Annotated in this window: 9 protein-coding genes, 2 tRNA genes, 3 rRNA genes and 1 pseudogene; 7 read left to right on the top strand and 8 right to left on the bottom strand. The window is 45.1% G+C overall.

Annotated elements, in window-relative coordinates; all coding sequences use genetic code 11:
• Positions 1 to 128: 128 nt before the first annotated feature.
• A pseudogene (locus C825_RS03485) lies at positions 129 to 2,386 on the top strand (GH92 family glycosyl hydrolase).
• Positions 2,387 to 2,396: 10 nt separating this feature from the next.
• A complete protein-coding gene (locus C825_RS03480; protein WP_010801405.1) occupies positions 2,397 to 2,717 on the top strand; it encodes a YbjQ family protein in 321 nt (106 codons plus the stop codon).
• A gap of 37 nt (positions 2,718 to 2,754) precedes the next feature.
• Here C825_RS03480 and C825_RS03475 read toward each other — a convergent pair whose 3' ends face one another.
• From C825_RS03475 to C825_RS03440, 8 genes are all read right to left on the bottom strand, one after another.
• Positions 2,755 to 3,564: an alpha/beta hydrolase gene (locus C825_RS03475; protein WP_007655894.1), complete on the bottom strand. Its 810-nt coding sequence runs from the start codon at positions 3,562 to 3,564 to the stop codon at positions 2,755 to 2,757.
• A gap of 102 nt (positions 3,565 to 3,666) precedes the next feature.
• Positions 3,667 to 3,777, bottom strand: a 5S ribosomal RNA gene (gene rrf / locus C825_RS03470).
• Between the two features lie 104 nt (positions 3,778 to 3,881).
• Positions 3,882 to 6,760 (bottom strand): 23S ribosomal RNA (locus C825_RS03465).
• Between the two features lie 131 nt (positions 6,761 to 6,891).
• A tRNA-Ala gene (locus C825_RS03460) sits at positions 6,892 to 6,965 on the bottom strand.
• 23 nt (positions 6,966 to 6,988) lie between these two features.
• A tRNA-Ile gene (locus C825_RS03455) sits at positions 6,989 to 7,062 on the bottom strand.
• 147 nt (positions 7,063 to 7,209) lie between these two features.
• Positions 7,210 to 8,736 (bottom strand): 16S ribosomal RNA (locus C825_RS03450).
• The 16S, 23S and 5S rRNA genes sit together here with 2 tRNA genes alongside, the layout of an rRNA operon.
• 691 nt (positions 8,737 to 9,427) lie before the next feature.
• A complete protein-coding gene (locus tag C825_RS03445) occupies positions 9,428 to 10,069 on the bottom strand; it encodes a Gfo/Idh/MocA family protein (RefSeq protein ID WP_250690559.1) in 642 nt (213 codons plus the stop codon).
• Positions 10,027 to 10,794, bottom strand: coding sequence for a Gfo/Idh/MocA family protein (locus tag C825_RS03440; protein ID WP_250690558.1), 768 nt, complete (start codon positions 10,792 to 10,794; stop codon positions 10,027 to 10,029). The genes C825_RS03445 and C825_RS03440 overlap by 43 nt, the downstream gene beginning before the upstream one ends.
• 287 nt (positions 10,795 to 11,081) lie before the next feature.
• Between C825_RS03440 and C825_RS03435 the strand changes: the two genes are divergently transcribed.
• The 5 genes from C825_RS03435 (at position 11,082) to C825_RS03415 (ending at position 19,883) form a co-directional block, all read left to right on the top strand.
• Positions 11,082 to 13,136: an alpha-L-fucosidase gene (locus tag C825_RS03435; RefSeq protein WP_010801404.1), complete on the top strand. Its 2,055-nt coding sequence runs from the start codon at positions 11,082 to 11,084 to the stop codon at positions 13,134 to 13,136.
• Between the two features lie 763 nt (positions 13,137 to 13,899).
• Positions 13,900 to 17,112 carry a SusC/RagA family TonB-linked outer membrane protein gene (locus C825_RS03430; protein ID WP_010801403.1) on the top strand — a complete coding sequence of 1,071 codons (3,213 nt, stop codon included), beginning with the start codon at positions 13,900 to 13,902 and terminating at the stop codon, positions 17,110 to 17,112.
• Positions 17,113 to 17,131: 19 nt separating this feature from the next.
• Positions 17,132 to 18,643 carry a SusD/RagB family nutrient-binding outer membrane lipoprotein gene (locus C825_RS03425; protein ID WP_010801402.1) on the top strand — a complete coding sequence of 504 codons (1,512 nt, stop codon included), beginning with the start codon at positions 17,132 to 17,134 and terminating at the stop codon, positions 18,641 to 18,643.
• A gap of 21 nt (positions 18,644 to 18,664) precedes the next feature.
• Complete coding sequence (locus C825_RS03420; RefSeq protein WP_009860786.1) at positions 18,665 to 19,369, top strand: BT_2262 family domain-containing protein; 705 nt, start codon at positions 18,665 to 18,667, stop codon at positions 19,367 to 19,369.
• Positions 19,370 to 19,382: 13 nt separating this feature from the next.
• On the top strand, positions 19,383 to 19,883 hold the full coding sequence (locus C825_RS03415; protein ID WP_010801401.1) for a lipid-binding protein: 501 nt from the start codon (positions 19,383 to 19,385) through the stop codon (positions 19,881 to 19,883).
• The last annotated feature ends 217 nt before the right edge of the window (positions 19,884 to 20,100 follow it).

Here is a 20,100-nt window from a genome sequence, read left to right as displayed (position 1 = left end):
GAATAACAGCAGGGAGTGGTCTTTATTTTTATTAGACGCGCTTATAAATCTCAATTTTTATGTAAGTTTGTAGCTGTGCTAATTAAATAGTTTTAGTCCGCTAATTTTAAACTAAATCAAAATAAACAGTGAAGAAAACGATCTTATTCTTTCAGGTAGTCTTAGTTTGCCTGCTGGTAGGATGCAAGCCGGCTCCCAACAGTGGGTTATTAAGTGATGAAATCAAGTATGTCGACCCGTTCATAGGAACCGGATTCCACGGTCATACTTTCCCCGGTGCCACCCGCCCGTTTGCGATGGTACAGGTCAGTCCGGATACGCATATCATGGGTTGGGATGCCAGCAGCGGTTACCATTATGACGACTGCGAAATCTATGGATTCAGTCATACGCACCTTTCCGGTACCGGTATCGGCGACCTGGGTGATGTGGCTCTATTGCCTTTCTCCGGAGGCGATTCGATCAAACCGGTCGGACTTTTCAATAAAGATACCGAAAAAGCGACTCCGGGTTATTACGCCGTACGTCTGGATAACTTCGGTGTAAACGTAGAACTGACGAGTACCGACAAGGTCGGCTTTCATAAATATACTTACGATAATCCCAAAGACCGCCGCGTTATGCTCGACCTGGGACATATCCTGCAACCGAACTGGGGACACAAACTGGTAGACAACAGTTACCTGTTTGTTAACGACTCGACGGTAGAAGGTACAGTACGTACACAGGGATGGGCACATTTCCATTCGGTTTCTTACCGGATCACTTTCTCTGAGCCGATCGAAACCGTTTACCAATATATCGGGGCAAATTACGCCAGGATTCTTTGTTCCTGCGCATCAATACGGAAGAAGACCTGAAATTCCATTATAAGTTCCCGGAAAAGGCGGAACCTCTGTACGTAAAGGTAGCCCTTTCCATGGTTGATACTGACGGAGCCGAAAAGAATCTGGAAGCAGAACTTCCGGGATGGGATTTCGAAGCAACCCGCATCAAATCGGCTGAAATATGGAACGATGCCCTGAACGCAATCGAAATTCAGAGCGCTGACCCGACCGTAATGGTCAACTTCTATACGGCATTATATCATACGATGATCGCACCGTTCGCCTATCAGGACGTAGACGGTCGTTATCTGGGTATGGACAAAAAGGTGCATAAGGCGGAACCGGGATACGTTAATTATTCCGTATTCTCCCTGTGGGATACTTTCCGTGCCCTTCACCCGCTGATGACGATCATCAATCCGGAACTGGCTGCCGACTGGGGTAAAGTGTTGGTACAAGGATATAAAGAAGGTGGTATTCTTCCCAAATGGCCGCTGGCTTCAAGCTATACCGGCTGTATGGTCGGCTACCCGGCTGTATCTGTCCTGGCTGACCTGGTTTCCAAAGACCTGGCAGACGGTGACCTGAAAACATGGGCGGAAGCCGGTGCCCGTTCTTCCGTATACCGTGAAGACCTGGCAGAGAAGTTCAAAGGGACACGCGAGTTGGATCTGATTACCCTCCATCCGTACTTCAAAGAGAAATATGGCTTCGTTCCTGCCGACTCTGTTCCCGAATCCGTTTCATGGGGACTGGAAATGGCTTACGAAGACTGGTGTATCTCGCAGATCGCAGCCAAAGCAGGATTGGATTCATTGGCTCAGGCTTATGCTGCCAAAGGAGAATATTACAAACGTTATCTGGACCCGGAAACAAAAATGATGCGTCCGATCATGAGTGACGGTTCATTCCGTACACCGTTCAATCCGCGTTATTCGGCTCATATGAGAAGCGATTATACGGAAGGAAATGCTTTCCAGTGGAGTTTCTTTGCTCCGCACGATATGGACAACTTCATTGCTACCATCGGTGGCAAGAAAGAACTGGAAACACGCCTAGATACCTTGTTTACTACCTCTTCACAGGTTGACGGCGAACATGCATCCGGCGACATCACCGGCCTGATCGGCCAGTATGCCCACGGAAACGAACCGAGCCACCACATGGCTTACCTGTATAACTGGACAGATTCCCCATGGAAAGGCCAGGAACGTCTGGATTATATCATGCGCGAGTTCTATACAAACAAGCCTGACGGTATCATCGGGAATGAAGACTGCGGACAGATGTCAGCATGGTACGTAATGAGTGCCCTGGGATTCTATCAGGTTGCTCCCGGTATTCCGGTTTACACATTGGGCCGTCCGATGGTAGATCGCGCCTTAATTCACGTAAAAGGCGGCATTTTCGAGATCGTGGTTAAAAACAACAGTCCGGAAAACAAATATATCCGGACGGTTACTTTGAATGGAAAGGAGCTCGAAACCCCGTTCTTCTCACATGCCGAGATGGCGAAAGGCGGCAAACTCGTATTTGAAATGACCAATACACATCCATAAAAAGAAAATTATGTTACTGACAACAACAAACAACATCGAAGGGAAAAAGATTACCCAATATTACGGGATCGTTTCCGGTGAAACAATTATAGGAGCAAACGTATTCAAAGATTTCTTTGCCGGAATACGCGATATAGTAGGCGGACGAGCCGGTTCATATGAAAGCGTATTGCGTGAAGCAAAAGAAACGGCTTTACAGGAAATGAGCCAGCAGGCTGCACGAATGGGAGCCAATGCCGTTATTGCTGTCGATCTGGATTATGAAACTGTAGGAGGAAGCGGAAGCATGCTGATGGTTACAGCTGCCGGTACCGCAGTTCGATATGAATAAAATTACGGATGGGGGGATAAAAGTCCCCCATCTGTTTCTATTCCCCTAAAATTCTTCTGACATGGTTCTTTAGTATATGAAAAGCCGGTGCCGCCATCGAGCCATGATCGTATCCATCCAATTCATAGATATAAGTCTCTTTATGCCCGGCCACCTTCATCATTCTCCAGAAATAAGCATTCTCTTCATAACGCCCCAACATTTCCATTTCGCGGTCGCCTGATACGATTATTAGAGGAGGAGCATCAGGACGGACATAATAAAGCGGAGCAAATTCATCGATACTGGGTTGCGTTTCCTTCATTCCCAGCGATTCCCGATAGGCAAAATGGCTGATAGCATGTCCACTGAAAGGTATAAGGGCAGCAATTGAATCTGCATCTATACCGTAAACCTGCAGCCATTTCTTATCCAACCCGATCATATTTGTCAGATAACCGCCCGCAGAATGTCCGGATACAAATATCCGCTGCCGGCTACCGCCATATTCTTCTATTGTTTTAAATGTCCAGGCCACTGCCGCAGCCGCGTCATCAATACAATCTTTAATCGAACATTTAGGCAATAAGCGGTAATTGACAGCAACGACAGCCAAACCACTATTCTTTAACTCTTCCGGAATAAACTTACTTCCACCGGATAAACCACCACCGTGGAACCAAACAACCGTCCCGAAGTCCTTCCCGTTTTCAGGATAATAGACGTCCAGCTTGCAACGTTCCAGACCATACGGGTCACCTGTAGTCCGGTAAGGGATATCTTTTACTACAGCATAATTAATACTCTCCTGTGCAGAAAGAATAGCAGAGATAAAAAAGAAAACAAATAAGATATAAGACTTGATCATAAAGCATTGATTTTGGGACAAAGATAAATGATATTATTATAAATAAAAAAGGAACCAACCTTACGATTGATTCCTTTCATTTGTTTGGAGTTCTTGACTCTAAAACGGCGGCTATCTACTCTCCCACTTTTACGCAGTACCATCGACGTGGTTGGGCTTAACTTCTCTGTTCGGAATGGGAAGAGGTGGATCCCCAACGCTATAACCACCTTAATACCTTTTAAGATGTTTGACCTGGACAACGCTACTCTTTCAGTAACCTTCGCTTTGTTAGTATCTCTACTAACCCTGCTGATATATCAATCCTTCCTTCCGGAAATAGAAAGTCTCGGGCTATTAGTACTACTCGGCTTCGACATTACTGCCCTTACACCTGTAGCCTATCAACGTCGTAGTCTACAACGACCCTCAGGGAGATCTTATCTTGAGGCTGGCTTCGTACTTAGATGCTTTCAGCACTTATCCAATCCAGACTTAGATACCCGGCGGTGCACCTGGCGGTACAACCGGTAAACCAGAGGTCTGTCCAACACGGTCCTCTCGTACTAGTGTCAGAGCCACTCAAATCTCCTACGCCCACGATAGATAGAGACCGAACTGTCTCACGACGTTCTGAACCCAGCTCGCGTGCCACTTTAATGGGCGAACAGCCCAACCCTTGGGACCTTCTCCAGCCCCAGGATGTGACGAGCCGACATCGAGGTGCCAAACCGCTCCGTCGATATGAGCTCTTGGGAGCGATCAGCCTGTTATCCCCGGAGTACCTTTTATCCTTTGAGCGATGGCCCTTCCATGCGGAACCACCGGATCACTATGCTCTAGTTTCCTACCTGATCGAGTTGTATCTCTCCCAGTCAAGCACCCTTATGCCATTACACTCTACGACCGGTTACCAATCGGTCTGAGGGTACCTTTAGAAGCCTCCGTTACTCTTTTGGAGGCGACCACCCCAGTCAAACTACCCACCATACAGTGTCCTCGTTTCCACGAGTTAGAACTCAAACAACCAAAGGGCCGTATTTCAACGGCGACTCCACCGACACTGGCGTGCCTGCTTCGCAGTCTCCGGCCTATCCTACACATTAGTTGCCCAAATTCAATGTAAAGCTATAGTAAAGGTTCACGGGGTCTTTTCGTCCCATCGCGGGTAATCGGCATCTTCACCGATACTACAATTTCACCGAGCTCACGGTTGAGACAGTGTCCAGATCATTACACCATTCGTGCAGGTCGGAACTTACCCGACAAGGAATTTCGCTACCTTAGGACCGTTATAGTTACGGCCGCCGTTTACTGGGGCTTCAATTCAAACCTTCTCTTGCGATGAGCTCTCCTCTTAACCTTCCAGCACCGGGCAGGTGTCAGGCTGTATACTTCATATTTCTATTTCGCACAGCCATGTGTTTTTGTTAAACAGTTGCCTGGACCTATTCTCTGCGCCCCGCCATCGCTGACAGGGACCCTTTATCCCGAAGTTACAGGGTCAATTTGCCTAGTTCCTTAACCGTGAATCACTCGAGCGCCTCAGTATTCTCAACCCAACTACGTGTGTCCGTTTACGGTACGGGTACTCTATAGATATGCTTAGCGGATTTTCTAGGGAGCCTGTTTACATCCATATTGCCTTGTACAAGTACTCGGCATACTCTCAGGTTCGACTCTCACGGCGGATTTGCCTACCGCGATCAACGTCTACACCCTTTAACCAACTATTCCGTCAGTTGGCAGGACTGTCACTTCTCCGTCTCCACATCGCTCTATAAAGTAGTATGGGAATATTAAACCATTCTTCCATCGGAATCGCCGTTCGGCTTATCCTTAGGTCCCGACTTACCCTGATCCGATTAACGTTGATCAGGAAACCTTAGTCTTTCGGCGAGGAAGTTTCTCACTTCCTTTATCGTTACTTATACCTACATTTGCTTTTCCAGCTACTCCAGCAAGGGTTATCCCTCACCTTCAACGCCACTGGAATGCTCCCCTACCATCCATTACTCTGGATCCATAGCTTCGGTAAACAGTTTATGCCCGAGTATTATCCACGCCAAACTCCTCGACTAGTGAGCTGTTACGCACTCTTTAAATGAATGGCTGCTTCCAAGCCAACATCCTAGCTGTCTCTGCAGTCTGACTTCGTTAGTTCAACTTAACTGTTATTTGGGGACCTTAGCTGATGGTCTGGATTCTTCTCCTCTCGGACGCGGACCTTAGCACCCGCGCCCTCACTCCTTATCAATATATAGCACGCATTCGGAGTTTATCTGGACTTGATAGGCGGTGAAGCCCTCGCATCCAATCAGTCGCTCTACCTCATGCTATACTAAATAAAGGCTGCACCTAAATGCATTTCGGGGAGTACGAGCTATCTCCAAGTTTGATTAGCCTTTCACCCCTACCCACAGTTCATCCGAAAGCTTTTCAACGCTTACCGGTTCGGTCCTCCAGTTAGTGTTACCTAACCTTCAACCTGACCATGGGTAGATCACTTGGTTTCGCGTCTACTCCCTCCGACTATGTCGCCCTGTTCAGACTCGCTTTCGCTTCGGCTCCGTATCTGAAATACTTAACCTTGCCGGAGAAAGTAACTCGTAGGTTCATTATGCAAAAGGCACGCCGTCACAACTTACGTTGCTCCGACCGCTTGTAGGCAGACGGGTTCAGGGTCTATTTCACTCCTCTGTTCGAGGTTCTTTTCACCTTTCCCTCACGGTACTGGTTCGCTATCGGTCTCTCGGGAGTATTTAGCCTTACGGGATGGGCCCCGCTAATTCACACAGAATTTCTCGTGCTCCGCGCTACTCAGGATACCACTAGGCTTCGTTAGAAAGTCGTGTACGGGATTTTCACCCTCTACGATCACTTTTTCCAAAGTGTTCCACTTTCCTAAGTTCTTGCCACAGCGTGGTCCTACAACCCCGGTATTGCCTAAACAATACCGGTTTGGGCTCTTCCGCGTTCGCTCGCCACTACTTGCGGAATCATTCTTATTTTCTCCTCCTATGGGTACTTAGATGTTTCAGTTCCCCACGTTCGCCTCCCTTACGGGATGACAGGCCTTCAACCTGCCGGGTTGCCCCATTCGGAAATCTGAGGATCAAAGATTATTTGCATCTCCCCCCAGCTTATCGCAGCTTATCACGTCCTTCGTCGCCTCCGAGAGCCAAGGCATCCACCGTCTGCCCTTGCTTACTTTCTTATTTCCGGTTACCACAGGGGTAAATCGGATTGATATATCTTCAGCTTGCTCTTGTTACTTTATTTTACGTTGTCCATCATGTCAAAGATCTTGTCGTTACTTTACGTTTCTGATGTCTCGGTAACTTTTTGTGGAGAATAACGGATTCGAACCGTTGACCCTCTGCGTGCAAGGCAGATGCTCTAGCCAGCTGAGCTAATCCCCCAAAATTCTCTCTCAGAGATTCTGTAGTCCCAGGCAGAGTTGAACTGCCGACCTCTACATTATCAGTGTAGCGCTCTAACCAACTGAGCTATAGGACTGTCAACTTTGCCTTGGTTTCCCTCAGCATCATTTTTCTCTCTTGCCGACACTTTATTGCCGGTAGATCTATATTTTATACATATTCAACCGTAGTACAAGTTAACTAATACCTCTGAGTCAACTTGATAACGAACTCTGCGCTCCAGAAAGGAGGTGTTCCAGCCGCACCTTCCGGTACGGCTACCTTGTTACGACTTAGCCCCAGTCATCGGTTTTACCCTAGGCCGATCCTTGCGGTTACGGACTTTAGGTACCCCCAACTCCCATGGCTTGACGGGCGGTGTGTACAAGGCCCGGGAACGTATTCACCGCGCCATGGCTGATGCGCGATTACTAGCGAATCCAGCTTCACGAAGTCGGGTTGCAGACTTCGATCCGAACTGAGATGGGGTTTGGAGATTAGCATCCGCTCACACGGTAGCTGCCCTTTGTCCCCACCATTGTAACACGTGTGTCGCCCCGGATGTAAGGGCCGTGCTGATTTGACGTCATCCCCACCTTCCTCACAGCTTACGCTGGCAGTCTCACTAGAGTCCTCAGCATGACCTGTTAGTAACTAGTGATAAGGGTTGCGCTCGTTATGGCACTTAAGCCGACACCTCACGGCACGAGCTGACGACAACCATGCAGCACCTCGCAAATTGCTATTACTAGAGACTCTGTTTCCAGAGCTGTCAATATGCGTTCAAACCCGGGTAAGGTTCCTCGCGTATCATCGAATTAAACCACATGTTCCTCCGCTTGTGCGGGCCCCCGTCAATTCCTTTGAGTTTCACCGTTGCCGGCGTACTCCCCAGGTGGATTACTTAACGCTTTCGCTGTGCCGCTTACTGTGTATCGCAAACAGCTAGTAATCATCGTTTACTGCGTGGACTACCAGGGTATCTAATCCTGTTTGATCCCCACGCTTTCGTGCTTCAGTGTCAGTTATAGTTTAGTAAGCTGCCTTCGCAATCGGAGTTCTGCGTGATATCTATGCATTTCACCGCTACACCACGCATTCCGCCTACCTCAAATATACTCAAGTCAACCAGTTTCAACGGCAATTTTATGGTTGAGCCACAAACTTTCACCGCTGACTTAATTAACCACCTACGCACCCTTTAAACCCAATAAATCCGGATAACGCTCGCATCCTCCGTATTACCGCGGCTGCTGGCACGGAGTTAGCCGATGCTTATTCATATGGTACATACAAAAAGGAACACGTTCCTCACTTTATTCCCATATAAAAGAAGTTTACAAACCATAGATCCTTCATCCTTCACGCGACTTGGCTGGTTCAGGCTCTCGCCCATTGACCAATATTCCTCACTGCTGCCTCCCGTAGGAGTCTGGTCCGTGTCTCAGTACCAGTGTGGGGGACCTTCCTCTCAGAACCCCTATCCATCGTGGACTTGGTGAGCCGTTACCTCACCAACTATCTAATGGAACGCATGCCCATCTATCAGCGATAATTCTTTAACAAATATTTCCATGTGGAACCCCTGTTTTATGCGGTATTAGTCCGACTTTCGCCGGGTTATTCCCCTCTGATAGGTAGGTTGCATACGCGTTACTCACCCGTGCGCCGGTCGCCACCAATGTATTGCTACATCGTGCTGCCCCTCGACTTGCATGTGTTAAGCCTGTCGCTAGCGTTCATCCTGAGCCAGGATCAAACTCTTCGTTGTTTAAATTGTTATATCTCTATGCTCAGAATTCGTATTTATTTCAAGTTTATTGACGGTATTAATTTTTAATACTTGTACTACTTGTTGATATGTAAATCTTTCAAAGAACTTTCGCTTTCTTTTCGATTGCGGCTGCAAAGGTAAGGACTTTTTTTTTAACTACCAATTTTTTTAGAAGAAAAATTTGAAAAGTTTTTTTGAGTCGCTGTGGCGGTTGGAATTTTGCTTAGAACCTCTAACCTCATCCCCTTTCCTCAGGTTACCTCTTTCATCATGTTCGTGCGCCGTTCTCTCTCGAATGCGGGTGCAAAAGTAGTAGATTACTATATACGATCCAAACTTTTTACCGATTATTTTTCATTTATTTTTTAACGGCAGGCACTGTAATATAATGTACGCACAAAGAAGACTGAAAAAATACAGGGAGGCTCCCAGGGCTTTCTCAGATAAAAAACTTTCTTCCTCAAGACAATTAAATTTCCGATTCAAAGAATTATTCGTTCGATATATGTTTTCTATTCGTTCGACAACTGTCGAATGTTTATTCGATAATTGTTGAATGAATAAAGAACAGCTGTCGAACGATTTTTTTTGTATAGACGAAAAATTAGTGCCACATATTATAAAAAGACAAAGGCTCTAAATACCATCTAAAATATTCAGAGCCTTCAATACTAATATAAACACGAAATTACATCACTGGTGCATCCGGAGCTTTACCCGGTTTCGGCGCTTCTCCTTCTTTATAGTCAGGTAATGCTCCCATTTCATATTTCTCCGGACCATAGCGAAGAGTAGATGCCATGATCTCATCCCAGGAAATAGGCTTTCCGGTGTAAGCTGCCTCACGTCCCAGAATAGCAACCTGAGTAGAATAGGCCAGCGCTTCTGCCTGATTTATTTTCTTATCCAAACGGATTGATTCAACAAAATGCACATGTTCCTGATCATATGGATTCTTTACAGGTTTATTCTGATAATCATATTCCCAAAGAATGTTTCCATTATAATCCACAATTTTAATTTCACCCCGGTCATTCAGAGAGGCCATCCCCTTGGTTCCATATACCTGCTCGGAAACATTTCCGTCACAACCGTCGATCTGACGAGCAGTCGCCAACATGCGTTTGTTATTGTTATAATAATAATCTACACTGAAAAAGTCATAGATATCACCGGTCAGGCGCTGCGCACGACCACCGAAACCAACAGCACGGATAGGACGGTCTTCCATAAACCAGGTTACCACATCAATATTATGAATAGCCTGATCCAACAGATGATCCCCACTTAACCATTTAATGTTAAACCAGTTACGAATACAGTATTCCATATCGCTCCATTCCGGACGTTTGCGCTTATTCCACCATGCCCCTGGTCCCAATGAGCGGAAGAAGATACGACATCACCAATCAATCCGTTTTTTACCTGCACATAAGCCTCCCAATAATCTCTGCGATGACGGCGTTGATTACCTGTTACAACCGTCAACCCCTTAGATGTTGCAACTTTGGCTGCAGCAATCACTGTACGGATTCCGGTCGGATCGACAGCACAAGGCTTTTCCATAAAAATATGTTTACCAGCCTCAACCGCCGCCTTGAATTGCTCCGGTCGGAAATGTGTAGGAGTACATAACAGGACTACATCGATATCATTCATTGCCAACACCTTCTGATAAGCATCGAAGCCTAAGAAACAATTGGCATCAGGAACTTCATTTTTAAATTGTTCAGACAATACTTTCCGGCAGGTCGCCATTCTATCCGGGAACAAATCAGCCAAAGCAATAATAGACACATTCGGTCCTGATTTGAGGAATTGTGTAGCCGCCCCGGTTCCACGATCGCCGCAACCCACCAAAGCTGCTTTTAAGGGTTTCCCATCAGGTGCCACCTCTACGAAAGAGAACATTCCCAATTCTTCCGGAGAATAACTCTTCGCAGCCGTTCCTGCACTTTGTTGTTGTGTACATGAAGTCATTACAGCCGACGACATACCCAGTGGTATTCCGGCACCCAGCAATGCTGTGTTTGTTAAGAAATCTCTTCTTTTCATGGTATTAATAATAAAAATATAGTTATTAGACGCCCAAATATATAAATTCACCTGGAATAAAACAAGCATAAAAGATTTTTTATAGACCACATTATTAGAGACATAGGTGAATTTTAGATGTATTTTAGACAATAAGTAAAATGATATTGTATAAAATACGGCAAGTATCCTATAAAACCAGCACGGCTCTGTAATACAATAACTAAAAATAGCAAAACAGACAGAATATCCTTATACAAATTATATTTTTTGTACCTTTGAAGCATCAACAATAACATAATCAAACGATGAAAAGCGCAAATTATCTTTTCCTCCTCGGATTAGGACTTACTACTTTAATTTCCTGTAAAGAAGTAAACGCCCCTGATCCTGTTTATCCTGTTCCGACGCCTGAACAGGTGGAATGGCACAAAATGGAGACATATGCCTTCGTTCATTTCGGTCTAAACACATTCAATGATCTGGAATGGGGATACGGGAACACGCCTGCTTCCACTTTCAATCCTACAGATTTAGATTGCGAACAATGGGTTCGTACGATCCAGGCTGCCGGATTAAAAGGGGTGATTCTCACTGCCAAACATCATGACGGTTTTTGCCTGTGGCAAACGGCAACCACAGAATACAGCATTAAAAATTCTCCCTGGGAAGACGGAAAAGGTGATATGGTAAAAGAGCTTTCCGACGCCTGCCACAAGCATGGATTGAAATTCGGTATTTATCTCTCCCCCTGGGACCGTAACAGTGAGAATTACGGACAACCGGGATATGTAGAAAAGTTCCATGCCCAATTACATGAATTAGTCTGCAATTACGGTCCGTTGTTCGAATACTGGTTTGACGGAGCTAACGGCGGCAACGGCTGGTACGGCGGCGCAAATGAAACGCGTTCTATCGACCCGAATACCTATTATAAATATGAACAGGCTGTCGACACGATTAAAAAGTATAATCCTTCCGTCATGATTTTTGGAGGAACCGAACCGACCATCCGCTGGATCGGCAACGAAGAAGGCTGGGCAGGCGATACTCAATGGAGTATGTTCACTAAAAAAGACGGCATACATTATCGTCAGAGCCAGTGGGGACTGGAAGACGGTGAAGAATGGCTGGGTGGCGAATGCGACGTTTCCATTCGTCCGGGTTGGTTCTATCACGCACGTGAAGATCATCAGGTAAAATCATTATCACATTTAGTCGATCTGTATTACCGCAGTGTCGGACATAATGCAAACTTCCTGCTAAACTTCCCGGTTGCACTAAACGGAAAGATCAGTCCAACGGATTCTATCCGTGCAGTCGAATGGTATCAAACTATACAGAACGATTTAAAAACCAACTTATTAAAGGGAGCATCCGTAAAAGCCAGCAATTCCCGCGGCGGCCAGTTTAAGGCTGACAAAACGAATGACGGCAATTGGGATTCTTACTGGGCTACGGAAGATGGAGTTACAAATGCTACGCTTACCTTCACCTTCAGCAAACCGACGGATGTAAACCGCCTGATGATACAGGAGTATATCCCATTGGGACAGCGTGTCAAAGCGTTCACCATCGAAACAGAAAAAGACGGGCAATGGACACCGGTTGAAGCAGCCGATTCCACGACGACTGTCGGCTACAAACGTATCGTCCGTTTCCAGACTGTCAATGCAGACAAGATACGCATCAACTTCCTGGATGCACGCGGCCCGCTATGTATCAATAATGTAGAGGCTTTCCTGGCACCGGCCTTATTAACCGAACCGGAAATCAGACGTGACCGCAAAGATGTTGTTTCTATCCGGGTAGAAGATAAAAACTCGGAACTCCATTATACGACTGACGGCTCGGAACCGACAAAAGATTCCCCCCGTTATACCGAACCTTTTGCTTTTGCTCAAAAAGGAACAATCAAGGCTATCTCGTACGACCGTACCTTCGACAAGAGCAGTCCGGTTTCCGTAAAAGAGCTGGATATTCCGGCATCCAACTACACTGTCATTTATCCAAAAGACGAAAAAACAATAGCGATGTTCGACGGCAACGGATATACGACATTCTATTTACCGAAAGGGAAACAGGAAATCGAAATACAGTTAGCAAATGATATGCCGATTGCCGGCTTCCGCTATGTACCCAACCAGGGACGTGATGCCGGAGGACATATTTCAAATTACCAGTTGTTTGTCAATAACAAGAAAGTTGCAGAAGGCGAATTCTCGAATATCAAACATAATCCGATAGAACAGGAAATCCGTTTCCCGGCTATAAAAGGAAACAAGATACGGTTTGTTGCAACCCGCATCGTCGATAATCAGCCCCAGGCAGGGATCGGTGAGTTTTCGGTAATTACAGAATAAAACCGGTATTACAAAATCAATACGATTCAAATAAAAAGGAGTGTTGGACATATACGTTTCGACACTCTTTTCTTATATACACCACAATGACATTTTATTCAGATTTAATCTTCCCCGACGGTTCAACCGGGAAGAATCATCAAAGTTTCATTTTAATGCCTTGTATGCGTTTTCCATATCAAAAAGAAACCTCGCTAATGCTTTTCTATGTTTCGTTGTTCAGAGTTTCCGCTGATAGCTTTTCTTTGACAAATACAATCTTATTTACTTAGTTCTAGGGGAACTCTGTCCATTTGGACTATCTTTATAGTTATAACAGAAACTGTTTTATAAAAATATTTTAGACTCAGGACGATAAACTTATTGGTGCTTGCTGTCGTTTTTTTTAGTTATTGAAAAAAACGCTGGCAAGTTATACAAAAATATTACAACTGCAACTTTTTTTATCATAAAAAATCCAGCTCAATTAAACATTCAGCAGCAAGAACCACCGAAATCAAACTAATGGAAGCTATTTTTCACGCCTTTTAAACGACAATTAACATCAAATCCTCATGTTATAGCAAATTTCACTTTTCCCTACCCACAAAGCAACTGATTCTCAACAGGGTAAAATTCAATGAAAGAACATAATGCCGAGATTCAAAACAAGCTCATTAACCCCTTCTTATGACTAATGGACAGAGTTCCCCTAGGACTCAGATATAGCTTATTTAACCTTTGTGAAAATTGTAGTTATATTATATAATTTAATGTGTGTGAAATGAAAAAGTTAACTTTTACTTTACTGTGCCTTGTGATCTGCATGTGTACAGTAGTGGCTCAAAATGTGAAGGTGACAGGTACTGTTACCGCCGCAGATGACGGTCTACCGATTATTGGAGCATCAGTTCTTGTTAAAGGGACAACGATTGGTACAGTAACGGATATCGAAGGTCGTTTCTCTTTGGATGTACCACCCGAGGGCAAAATTTTGCAAATCTCGTATGTCGGCATGAACATGCAGGAAGTAGCTGTAAAGCCTGTTATTAAAGTACTCCTGCAATCAGACACCCAGAATTTGGATGAAGTTGTCGTTACGGCAATGGGTATTACCCGCTCTGAAAAAACCCTGGGGTATTCAGCAACGACCGTTAAGGCCGATGAAATTATCAGCTCACGTACGACCAATGTTGCCGATGCCCTCTCCGGTAAGGTTGCCGGATTATCGGTTAGTTCCACCTCTTCTGACCCGGGTTCGGTTAGTAACATTGTAATCCGCGGTTTCAGTTCTATCAACGGAAGTAATCAACCACTGTATGTAGTTGACGGTGTACCTTTACAAAATAATATGGTTTCCGGTGATGGCAAAAACGTATCAACCGGAGGTATTTCAAGTGTGGCTTCTGAAGATATCGCTTCGATGACTGTATTAAAAGGAGCAGCCGCAACCGCCCTTTATGGTAGCCGTGCCGCTAACGGTGTGATCGTGATTACCACGAAATCAGGAAAGAAAGGCGACGGACGGAATTTCTCAATCAGCTACAGCGGTAATGTACAGGCTCGTATGGTCTCTTTTCTGCCGGAAATGCAGAACTCGTTCGGACAGGGATGGAACGGTGCACAGACATATATCGAGAATGGCTCCTGGGGCCCTCGCCTGGATGGATCAATGCAGGTGTATGGCCCGATCTGGAATAATCAGCAATTGATTCATGAATACAGTGCAAAAAAAGATAATGTAAAGGATTTCTTTGATCCGGGTTGGTCGCAGAACCATACAGTTTCCTTGAGCGGTGTTTCTGCCGACACCAAGATGGATTATTATCTGTCTTATTCTTTTACGAAAGATGACGGTATCATGCCGAAGGATTATGATACGTACGAACGTAATACGGTAGCTTTCCGTGGCGGCTATGAGGCGACAAACTGGTTGAAAGTGTCTTCTTCCCTTAATTTTGCACGCAGCCAGACGGATGCAGTCGGCAGTTTCCAAGGTACATCCGTGATCGACGGCGTGTTTGAGTTACCTCGCGACATCTCTATCGTAGACATGAAAGATACCAGTTCACCGTTCAATACACCGGAGGCGTACTTTACTCCTTACGGTATCACAAACCCCTATTGGGCATTGGAAAACAATTACAACCATACGGCTTCGAAGCAGATTTACGGTAAAGTACAGGTAGATGTCACCCCGATTAAAGAGTTGAAACTTTCCTATCGTATGGGCTTCGACTATACGGACTATGACCGTAAGGTAGGTACTCCACAAATTAACCTGGACGACGCGCTGATTGACGAAGACTATGGATATGCTCCTTCCAACATGAACCAAAGCGGACATGTATATACCCGATATGGCCGTCATTACGAATTGAATCACGATTTCCTGGCTAATTATTCTAAACGTTTCCTGGATAACAAGCTGGATGTGAACGTAAATGCTGGTGTAAACATGAACGAACGCGGATATACGCGCATGACCGGTCAAACCGACGACTTGTCTTTCTATTCCGGATTCTGGGATCTGAGCAACGGTTCTACAAAAACAACATTGTCGGAAAGTCAGAATAAACGCCGTTTGGTAGGTCTCTTCGGAGATGTAACCATTGGTTGGGACGATATGATTTATCTGAACTTAACCGCTCGTAACGACTGGTCGTCTACATTGCCTATCGACAACAACAGTTTCTTCTATCCGGGTGCCACATTGAGTTGGATCTTTACCCGTCTAATCCCGGAAAATGAAGTTCTTACTTTCGGAAAGGCTCGTTTAGCCTATGGTAAGACCGGTAACGATGCGGATCCTTATCAGACAGGTCTGACTTATATACAAGGTACGGCAAATGGCTATTATGGCAGCGACATATCCAAGTTCCCGATGAACGGAGTGAATGCCTTTATAGCTTCCAATACAAAAGGCAGCAACACATTGCGTCCGGAAATGACATCAGAATTTGAAGTCGGCATGAACTTACAATTCTTCAACGGACGTTTCGGGATCGATGCAGCCTATTACAACCGTAAAACGAAAGACCAGATCTTTACTCTTCCGACCGATCCGTCAACAGGTTTCAGCTATATGGTAACCAACTTCGGTGAAGTCAGCAACAAAGGTATCGAATTAGTTATCAATACCACTCCGGTACAGATTAAAGATTTTCGTTGGGATTTGAGTTTCAACTTCTCAAAAAACAACAACAAGGTACTTTCATTACCTGAAAGCCTGGAAGGCGGAAAAGTTTCCATCTATAACTTCTCTGCCGGTAACGATGCGATTTATATGTATGCCGAAGAAGGTAAGCCGATGGGGCAGTTCTATACTTACTTACCTAAGAAAACTGCAGATGGAAAGCCGATCGTAGACGCAAACGGTTATCCTGTTTTAGGCACATCTGTCGAAGATACCGGCAAAAACATGAATCACGACTGGACAGGCGGAATCAATACAGCTTTTACCTATAAAGATTTCACATTGAGCGCATCTTTGGATATTCGTAGCGGTGGTTATATGTTCTCACGTACGAAGAACCTGATGCAATTTACAGGTAACGGTGTAGTTACAACTTACAACGACCGCCGTCCGTTCATTATCCCCAATTCAGTTGTTGATAATGGCGATGGCAATTATACCGAAAACACCACCCCGATTTATCTGGGCAACGGCAGCTATCAAACCTATTTCAATGATTACGGATATGGAGATGGTGGAGAAGCTTATTTGCTTGATCGTTCATTCGTTAAATTGCGTAACATCAGCCTGACCTGGAATGTTCCGAGACAGTGGGTGCGTAAGATGTCATTGAGTAATTTGGCCATTACGGCATTTTGTAATAATGTATTTACCTGGACCGCATCAGATAACCGCTACGTAGATCCGGAATCAACAACCGTATCACAGTCTTCTTATGGTGACCTGGCAACACAATTCGGTGAACTGTATACCAACCCGTCTTGCCGTATATTCGGATGCAACCTGAGTGTTAAATTCTAAAACGAGGAGAAAATAAAATATGAAAAAGATATTATTGGCATCTGCACTGCTTTTGGGTGTAAGCTTCACTTCTTGCAACAGCTATTTGGATATCAACACGGATCCCAATTCGCCAGCCGAGGAGAACGTTGAGACTTCCATGTTAATGCCTGCCATCGAAATGAACACGGCTTCAAGCTATGGTAATTTTTTACGCATTGCCGGAGGTTTCCATGCCCAGCAATACGCGCACTTATTCGGAACAAGCAACTATTTGGACTATTCAAAGTTCAACATGTCGGCTACTCGCAGTAGCGGAACCTATACACAATTCAATCAAAAAGCATTACAGAACCTGAAGACATTACTAATCAAGTCCGCAGAGCAGGAAGACTGGGGTACCTATTTGGCAGGAACGGTTTTGCGCGCGTTTGTTTATGAGGCTTTGGTTGATTGTTATGGCGAAGTACCTTATACAGAAGCACTGGATTTAGAAAACTTCCCGACTCCTAAATATGATGAAGGACAGGTGGTTTATGAAGGAGTGATTGCAGAAATCAATGAGGCATTGGAAAAGGTTTCGGCATCGAATATCGTATGCACCAACTTCCTTTTCCCGTCTTCAACGGCCGACAAATGGATCAAGTTCGCCAATGCATTGAAGTTGAGGATGCTGATGCGTATATCCGGTGTGAAAGACGTACAATCAGAAGTGGCTGCTTTATTAGCAGAAAACAACTTCCCAACCACCGACGTTTCTTATAAAGGATGTTGGAAGAACGAACCAGGGCAGATGAACCCGTTCTATTCGGAAGAATTTGCTACGACCTGGGGGTCTACGCAAACCAATATCGCTGCCAACCTGGCGATCATCGGTACGATGCAAGTAAAGAACAGCGAAGGCGCTGTCGAATATGAAGATCCTCGTTTGGCTGCTTTCTTTCAAAAAAACAAAAGCAATGAATATATCGGCGGTATTTCAGGAACCAACTATCCGAAGTCTACCAGTAAATTGCAGGATTGGTGCCGTCCGGTGGCCACATTCGATATGCCGGTTTACCTGATCACCGTATCAGAAGTTGAATTCTTCAAGGCTGAATATTATGCACGTTATGGATCTGCAGCCGATGCCGCCACTCATTATGCGGCCGCCATCGAGGCTTCTTTTGCTTCTGCCAACGTAAGTGGAGCTGCCGACTATGTAGCCCGTTATCCGTTCGATGCTTCCAATTATAAAAAGAGTATCGGTATCGCAAAATGGGTAGCCCTTTCCGGTGTCAACCCGTTCGAAGCCTGGTGTGAGATGCGTCGTTTGGATTACCCCACATTCGGTACAGCCAAAGGTAGCGACTTTTATACCGAAGGCGATCAGGAATCATACAATACATCCAAATATGTTCCCGGTACGTTGTACACGCCGATTCAGGTATTTGGCGAAGTGGGTGCAAATAAATTGCTGGAACGTTATCCGTATGCAGAAAGTTCTTCTTCCCGTAATGAGAACACACCGGCATTCCCGGGATATACGTCACCGGTGTTTTGGGGTAAATAATTTAATTTAAAAGAGAGATTTATGAAAAAAGTAATTTATAGTTTATTGCTTTTTTGCGGTCTTTTCGGTTTATGGGGCTGCGAGAAAACGACAGAAGGTCTGACTAAAGTGACCTATTATGTGAACTTTGAACTGAATGGTGATGATCCCATGCTGGTACCGGTGGGCAGTACATTCTCTGATCCCGGTGTTGTTGCCATGGAGGGAGAAGAAGACGTGACCGCTTCGGTAACTGTCAATAGTGATGTGAAAGCTGATCAAATCGGTCTATATTCCGTATCTTATTCAGCTACGAATGCGGATGGATTCTCCAGTTCGGTTAAACGCACGGTGGTTGTTTATGATCCGGAGGTCACAACAGATGCTTCCGGTGATTATACGGTGGACTCAAGCGTCAGTTATCGAAATATGAATGGTCAACAAGCTCCATTCAAAGGAGATTTCAGTGTATCTGTTACTTTGGTAGCACCAGGCATATTTGCCGTATCCGATTTTCTGGGAGGTTGGTATGACCAAGGAGCCGCTTACGGTGCAGCTTATGCCATGAAAGGCTATTTCAAACTGAATGCAGACAATACGATCGAACCGCTCAGTAGTTTGCTTGCTGGTTGGGGCGACTCTATGGACAGCATGAAAGAGGGAAAATATGACCCGGAAACAGGACAGATTTCCTGGTATATCGACTATGCGGGAACGATGACATTCTATGTAATAATGAACAAATAAACAGATAGAAATTATGAATAAACATATTATTTGGCTATTTACCCTGCTGGTATTCGTATTAGCGGGTTGCGAAAAAGACGAAATAGGCAACACAGCAACCGAAGCACTTGCCGGTGAATGGAAAGTGACGGTAGATGCGGTAGATGAAGGAGGTAATGTCATTGCCGAAGATTTCAACGGAATAGGGCATATCCTGATGAATACCTATAACACGGCAGCAAATACACCCACCGAAATGTATATAGACGATATAGGCCACTTTTGGGAATATAAAGTACGGGTTAAATCGGATGTCAATGCATTGACATTTGCGACTAATGGTGCTGTTCCCAATGAAGCCTACGAATGTGATGTAACGATTGACGGCGGTAAAATCTTATTGGGAGCTGCTACGACACCTCACGGAACACCGGCGGACAGTATTGTCTATTATATCTCATTCAGCGACGATGAACCTGGCATGAGGTATAAAGTTTCCGGATATCGCTATACAGGACTTGCTGTCGACGATTAATAGATAAGAACTATTTATAAAACATATAAGTTAACCAAAAATCTTGCTAAACACACTTGACCGGAGTTAGTAGTGATACCAGCTCCGGTTTTTATTATACATCATACCCAATTAGTCCAATGCAATCACTTATACTTCGAGCCCAATTCAAAGACGATTTTATTCAGCCTTGATTACTTCCGCCGGGTTCAACCGTGAAATCAGCCCCAGGCAGGGA

The sequence above is a fragment of the Parabacteroides sp. ASF519 genome, from assembly GCF_000364265.2.
Lineage (GTDB): Bacteria > Bacteroidota > Bacteroidia > Bacteroidales > Tannerellaceae > Parabacteroides > Parabacteroides goldsteinii.
Note: the sequence above shows the minus strand (reverse complement) of the source record. Positions and strands in the feature narration are given on the sequence as shown.

What these genes read in the sequence shown, in the direction of transcription:
- C825_RS03415 (WP_010801401.1), top strand. Translation starts at nt 19,383, where the DNA reads ATGAATAAACATATTATTTGGCTATTTACCCTGCTGGTATTCGTATTA.
- C825_RS03420 (WP_009860786.1), top strand. Translation starts at nt 18,665, where the DNA reads ATGAAAAAAGTAATTTATAGTTTATTGCTTTTTTGCGGTCTTTTCGGT.
- C825_RS03475 (WP_007655894.1), bottom strand. Translation starts at nt 3,564, where the DNA reads ATGATCAAGTCTTATATCTTATTTGTTTTCTTTTTTATCTCTGCTATT.
- C825_RS03445 (WP_250690559.1), bottom strand. Translation starts at nt 10,069, where the DNA reads ATGGAATACTGTATTCGTAACTGGTTTAACATTAAATGGTTAAGTGGG.
- C825_RS03440 (WP_250690558.1), bottom strand. Translation starts at nt 10,794, where the DNA reads ATGAAAAGAAGAGATTTCTTAACAAACACAGCATTGCTGGGTGCCGGA.
- C825_RS03430 (WP_010801403.1), top strand. Translation starts at nt 13,900, where the DNA reads ATGAAAAAGTTAACTTTTACTTTACTGTGCCTTGTGATCTGCATGTGT.
- C825_RS03425 (WP_010801402.1), top strand. Translation starts at nt 17,132, where the DNA reads ATGAAAAAGATATTATTGGCATCTGCACTGCTTTTGGGTGTAAGCTTC.
- C825_RS03480 (WP_010801405.1), top strand. Translation starts at nt 2,397, where the DNA reads ATGTTACTGACAACAACAAACAACATCGAAGGGAAAAAGATTACCCAA.
- C825_RS03435 (WP_010801404.1), top strand. Translation starts at nt 11,082, where the DNA reads ATGAAAAGCGCAAATTATCTTTTCCTCCTCGGATTAGGACTTACTACT.